This is a genomic window from Streptomyces marokkonensis (assembly GCF_039539045.1).
GTDB lineage: Bacteria > Actinomycetota > Actinomycetes > Streptomycetales > Streptomycetaceae > Streptomyces > Streptomyces marokkonensis.
Map to the genome: position 1 here is coordinate 1 of NZ_BAABCQ010000264.1, position 6,690 is coordinate 6,690.

The following is a 6,690-nucleotide window of genomic DNA, read 5'->3' on the forward strand; positions in this document are numbered from 1 at the left end:
GGTCCTCGGGCGAACGCACCCCGCCCGGATAACGGCACGCCATACCGACGATCGCGATCGGCTCGTCGTTCTCGGCGGGCCCGGCGGCGGCCTCCGGTGCCGGTGCGCCGGCGCGGCCGGTGAGTTCGGTGCGCAGCTGCCGGGCGAGTGCCTGCGCGTTGGGGTGGTCGAAGACCAGCGTGGCGGACAGGGCGAGGCCGGTCTCATCGTTGAGCCGGTTGCGCAGTTCGACGGCGGTCAGAGAGTCGAAGCCCAGGTCCTTGAAGGCCCGGTCGGCATCGACCTCGCCGATGCCGCTGTGTCCGAGGACGGCTGCCGCGTGCGTGCGGACGAGGTCGACCAGCAACGTGTGCTGGTCGCTCTCCGGCAGTACGGTGAGGCGGGCGGCCAGGGGCGAGTCGGCGGCCGTGCCCGACCCGCCGGAGGTGCCACCCGCGGTGTGGATCCGCTCGGCCTCCGGGAGATCGCCGAGGAGGGCACTGGGGCGGCCCATGGTGAACGGGGGCAGGAAGCGCTCCCAGTCGACGTCGGCCAGCGTGGTGGTCGCCTCACCCGAGTCCAGCGCCTGCCGCAGGCCGACCAGGGCGAGCGCGGCCGGCATCGGGATCAGGCCGCGGCGGCGCAGCCGCTCGTCCGCGCCGTCGCCCTCGGCCATGCCGCCGCCGGCCCACGGGCCCCAGGCCACGGCGGTCGCCGGCAGGCCCTGGGCCCGGCGGCGCTCGGCGACACCGTCGAGCAGGGCGTTGGCCGCCGCGTAGGCGGCCTGGTGGCCGCTGCCCCATACGCCGGCGACGGAGGAGAAGAGGACGAAGGCGTCCAGCTCCCGGTCGTGGAGCAGCTCGGCGAGGTACAGGGCACCGGCTGCCTTGGCGGTCAGCGCGTCGGCGAAGGCGCCCGGTGTCATGGTGTCCAGCGGATCCAGGTGGTCCACGCCCGCGGCGTGGACGACGGCGTCCACCGGGTGTTCGCCGAGCAGCGTGGCGAGTGCCTCGCGGTCGGCCGCGTCGCAGGCGGCGACGGTGACCCGGGCCCCTGCCGTCTCCAGCTCCGAGACGAGGTCCGCCGCGCCGGGTGCGTCGGGGCCGCGGCGGCCGGTGAGCACCAGGTGCTCCGCTCCCGCGCCGGCGAGCCAGCGGGCCACGTGCCCGCCCAGCGCACCCGTACCACCCGTGATCAGCACCGTGCCACGCGGCGACCAGCGCTGCCCGGCCGGGGTGCCGCGGCGGGCGGTGACGTGGGCCAGTCGGCGGCCGAACACGCCGCGGTCGCGGATCGCGACCTGGTCCTCGGCCCGTTGGCCGAGGACCGCGGCGAGGCGGCCGGTAACGCGTCCGTCAACCGTGCCGGGCAGGTCGACCAGACCGCCCCAGCGGTCCGAGTGCTCCAGTGCGGCGACCCGGCCCAGGCCCCAGACGGCGTTCTGGGCGGCGCTGGGCACCGCGTCCGCACGGCCGGTGGACATGGCGGACCTGGTCAATGCCCACAGCGGGGCGTCGAATTCCGCGTCGCCCAGGGCCTGCACGAGCGCCAGGGTCAGCGCGGTGCCGGCGCGCAGGCCCGGGTGTCCAGAACGCGGCCGCTCGTCGGTGCCGAGCAGGGAGAGCACGCCGTCGAGCGGGGTCTGCCCGGCGGCGTCGGTGAGCTGCCGCCGCAGTGCGGCGCGGTCGGCGTCGGGGGCGACCACCACTCGGACCAGCCGGGCGCCGAGGGACGTGAGTCCGTCGGCGACGGCACTGGTCCACCCGGCGGCCTCGGCGTCGTCGGGGTCCTCGGTGGACAGGAACAGCCAGGCGCCCGTGAGCCGGCCCGTCCGCAGGCCGCTGAGCGGCTTCCAGGCCGTGCGGTAGGACCAGCCTTCCACGGCGGACTCCCGGCGCTGCCGCCGGCGCCACGCGGACAGCCGGGGCAGCACCGCGTCCAGCTGGCCGGCGGGCAGGTCGAGGGTGGCGGCGAGGGACTGGGCGTCCTCGCGCTCCACCGTCTCCCAGAACTCGGCGTCCACGACGTCGGCGCCCGTCGCGGCGGCCGTGGGCGCTGCGGCCGTGAGCCAGTACCGCTGGTGCTGGAAGGCGTATGTGGGCAGGTCGGTGCGGTGGGCGCCGCGGCCGGCGAAGAACGCCTGCCAGTCGACGGGGACGCCGTGCACGTGGAGCCGCGCGAGGGCGTCGGTGACCGTTTCGGGCCCGGGGCTGCCTGACCGGGTGGTGGGGACGGTGACCGCGCCGTCCAGGCAGGTCTGGGCCATGCCGCTGAGCACCGTGCCGGGTCCGGTCTCCACGAACGTGGTCACACCCAGCTCGCCGAGCGTCGCGATGCCGTCGGCGAAGCGCACGGCCTCCCGGACGTGCCGGACCCAGTAGTCCGGGGTGTACGAGTCGATGAGCCGGCCGGTGAGGTTGGAGACGACCGGTATCCGGGGGGTTTCGAAGCGCAGACCGCCGGCGACGCGAGCGAACTCCTCCAGCATGGGATCCATCATCGGCGAGTGGAACGCGTGGCTCACCGCGAGCCGGGACGTCTTGCTGCCCTCCTGGGCGAAGTGTGCGGCGACGGCCGCCACGGCGTCCTCGGTCCCGGAGACCACGACGGACCGCGGACCGTTGACGGCCGCGATGGCGGCGCCGTCGGTGAGGTGGGGCAGGACTTCGTCCTCGGTGGCCTGGACGGCGATCATCGCCCCGCCCCCGGGCAGCGCCTGCATCAGCGCGGCCCGGGCCGTGACCAGCTTCGCGGCGTCCTCCAGCGTCAGGGCCCCGGCGACGTGCGCGGCCGCGATCTCGCCCACGGAGTGTCCGGCCAGATAGTCGGGCCGCGCCCCCCAGGACTCCAGCAGCCGGTGGACGGCGACCTCGTGCGCGAACAGCGCGGGCTGGGTGAAGGCGGTGCGGTTCACCTGCTCGCCGTCCTCGCCGAAGGCCACGGTCCGCAGCGGCCGGTCCAGGTGCCGGTCGAGGTGGGCGCAGACCTCGTCGTACGCCTCCGCGAAGACCGGGAACGCCTCGTACAGCTCCCGTCCCATTCCGGCGTGCTGGGAGCCCTGGCCGGAGAAGAGGAACCCGACCCGGCCGGTGTCGGCGCGGCCGACGAGGACGCCGGGGGCGGGTCGTCCCTCGGCCAGCGCCCGCAGGCCCTCGGTGAGTCGGCCGTGGTCGTCGCCGACCACGGCGGCGCGGTGCTCCAGGAAGGTCCGGGCGGTGGCCAGGGAGAAGCCGATGTCGGTGCGGGAGGGCCCGGTGCCGTCGGCGTTGGTGCGGGCCAGCAGGCGCCCGGCCTGGGCGCGCAGCGCGGCCTCGGACTTGCCGGACAGTACCCACGGCACGGTCGCCGAGGTGACCTCGACCGGTGCGACGGGGGCCGGTTCGGCCACCGGTGCCTGCTCGATGATGGTGTGGGCGTTGGTGCCGCTCACGCCGAAGGAGGAGACGGCGGCGCGGCGCGGACGGTCCGACTCGGGCCAGTCGACGGCCTCCGTCAGCAGCCGCACCTCACCCGCCGACCAGTCCACGTGCGGCGTCGGCTCCTCGGCGTGCAGCGTCCGCGGCAGCACACCGTGCCGCATCGCCATCACCATCTTGATCACACCGGCCACACCGGAGGCCGCCTGCGCGTGGCCGATGTTGGACTTCAGCGAGCCCAGCCACAGCGGCCGGCCCTCCGGCCGATGCTGCCCGTACGTGGCCAGCAGCGCCTGCGCCTCGATCGGGTCACCGAGCTTGGTGCCCGTGCCGTGCGCCTCGACGGCATCGACATCGGCCTCGCCGAGCCCGGCGGAGGCGAGTGCCTGACGGATGACCCGCTGCTGCGCGGGACCGTTGGGCGCGGTCAGGCCGTTGGAGGCGCCGTCCTGGTTCACCGCGCTGCCCCGCACGACCGCCAGGACCTCGTGGCCGTTGCGGCGGGCGTCGGAGAGCCTCTCCACGAGCACCACGCCCGCGCCCTCCGCCCAGCCGGTGCCGTCCGTGTCGGCGGCGAACGCCTTGCAGCGGCCGTCGGCGGAGAGCCCGCGCTGCCGGCTGAACTCGACGAACGCGGCCGGCAGGGCCATGACGTTCACACCGCCCGCGACGGCCATCGTGCTCTCGCCGCTCCGCAGCGACTGCATGGCCAGGTGCAGGGCCACCAGTGACGACGAGCACGCCGTGTCGACGGTGACCGCCGGGCCCTCCAGGCCGAACGAGTAGGCGACGCGCCCGGAGACGACGCTCGCGGCGCTGCCGGTGAGCAGGTGCCCCTCGACCCCCTCGGGGACCTCCGGGAGGCCTGCGCCGTAGCCCTGGTAGGACATGCCGACGAACACGCCCGTGCGGCTGCCCTTGAGGGAGGCCGAGTCGATGCCGGCTCGCTCGAACGCCTCCCACGTGGTCTCCAGCAGCAGCCGCTGCTGCGGGTCCATCGCCAGCGCCTCACGCGGCGAGATCCCGAACACCGCGGCGTCGAAGTCGCCCGCCTCGTGCAGGAAGCCGCCAGCGAGTGTGTACGTCTTGCCGGGGGCGCCCGGGTCGGGATCGTACAGGCTCTCGATGTCCCAGCCGCGGTCCTCGGGGAAGCCGGTGATCGCGTCGCCGCCGGATGTCACGAGCTGCCACAGGTCCTCGGGCGAGCCCACGCCACCGGGCAGGCGACAGCTCATGGCCACGATCGCGATGGGTTCGTCGTCGCCGACGGCGGCCGGGTGCCGCTCCTGGGGTGCAGTGTCCCCCGCACCGAGGAGCTCGGTGCGCAGGAGGCGGGCCAGTGCGGTGGCGTCGGGGTGGTCGAAGACCAGCGTGGTCGGCAGTTTCAGACCGGTGTCGGCCGTGAGCCGGTTGCGCAGTTCGACGGCGGTCAGCGAGTCGAAGCCGAGGTCGTTGAAGGCGCGGCCGGGTTCCACGGCCGCAGTGCCGTCGTGGCCGAGCACGGCGGCCGCGTGTGTGCGGACGAGGTCCACCAGTGTTCGGTCCTGCTCGCTCGCGGACAGCACGGCCAGCTTCGCGGCGAGCGCGTTGCCGGCCTCGGCGCCACCGGAGGCCGGGGCCTCCAAGGCGCCGCGCGCCTCGGGCACGTCGGAGAACAGGGCGCTGGGGCGGGTGACGGTGAACGGGCCGATGAACCGCTGCCAGTCGAAGTCGGCGACGGTGAGGGCGGTCTCGCCGTCCGCCACAGCCTGCTGCAGCGCGGAGACCGCCAGGGCGGGGCGCATCGGTGGCAGACCGCGGCGGCGCAGCATCTCCTCCCCGTCGCCGACGCCGGCCATGCCGCCCTCGGCCCAGCCGCCCCAGGAGACGGCGAGCGCGGCGCACCCGCGGGCCCGCCGGTACTCGGCGAGGGCGTCCAGGTAGGCGTTGGCCGCCGCGTAGGCGCTCTGGCCTGCGCCGCCCCAGATGCCCGCACCCGAGGAGAACATGACGAAGGCGTCGAGGGCCCGGTCGGCCAGCAGTTCGTGCAGGTGTGTGGCGCCCGCGGTCTTGGCCGCCACCGTGCCGGCGAACCCGGCCTCGTCGCTGTCCTCGATCATGACGTGGTCGTCGGTGCCGGCGGCGTGCACCACGGCGTCGACGGGGTACTCGGCGAGGAGCGCGGCCAGTGCCCGGCGGTCGGTGACGTCGCAGGCGGCGACGGTCACGGTCACGCCCGTCTCCTCCAGCTCGGCCCGGAGAGCGGCGGCGCCGGGGGCGTCGGGGCCGCGGCGGCCGGTGAGCACCAGGTGCTCCGCTCCCGCGCCGGCGAGCCAGCGGGCCACGTGCCCGCCCAACGCGCCCGTACCACCCGTGATCAGCACCGTGCCGCGCGGCGACCAGCCCTGGGCGGGGCCCGTGGCGCGGGCGGCCCGCACGAAACGGCGCCCGAAGGCGCCCGAGGCGCGGACCGCGACCTGGTCCTCGGCCGTCTGGCCGAGGACAGCGACCACGCGAGCGGCGGTACGGGCGTCCAGCACGTCGGGCAGGTCCAGCAGGCCGCCCCAGCGCCGCGGGTGTTCGAGCGCCGCGGCCCGGCCGAAGCCCCACACCTGCGACTGCAGCGGGCAGTTCAGGCGGTCGGAGCGGCCGGTGGCCACCGCGCCGCGGGTGGCGCACCACAGCGGCGCGTCGATGCCCGCGTCGCCGAGCGCCTGCACCAGGCGGAGGGTCGCGGCGAGCCCGTGTGTCAGTGCGGGGTCGCTCTCCGAGGCGCTCTCGTCCTCGGCGAGCAGGGAGAGCACGCCGGTCATCGGGCCGACACCGGCCAGTTCCCGGGCCAGCGCCCCGCGGTCGGTGCCGGGTCCGGCGACGAGCGACACCAGGTCCAGGCCACGGTCGGTGAGCGCGGTGCGGACGGAGCCGGCCCACTCGCTGTCCGCGGCGGCGACGAGCAGCCAGGTGCCGGACGCGCCGGAGCGGGGAAGCGCGCCGAGCGGCTTCCAGGTGACGCGGTAGCGCCAGCCGTCGACCACGGACTGCTCGCGGCGGTGGCGGCGCCACGCGGAAAGCCGGGGCAGAACGGCGCTCAGCGAGGCGTCCGCGCTCACGCCGAGGGCCGCGGCGAGGGACCCCGCGTCCTCGCGCTCCACGCTGTCCCAGAAACCGGAGTCCGCCGCGTCGGCCGGGGTGCCAACGGCGGCCGGATCCTCGCCCCCTTCCAGCCAGTAGCGCTCGCGCTGGAAGGCGTAGGTGGGCAGGTCGACGCGGCGGGCGCCGGGGAAGAAGGCGTGCCAGTCCACTTCGTGCCCGTGCG

1 protein-coding gene is annotated in these 6,690 nt (G+C 75.7%); it reads right to left on the reverse strand.

Features of this window, described 5'->3' with window-relative positions:
• Nucleotides 1-6,690, reverse strand: a 6,690-nt coding sequence (locus tag ABEA26_RS34250) for a type I polyketide synthase (RefSeq protein WP_345597739.1), incomplete at both ends; no start/stop codon positions are given.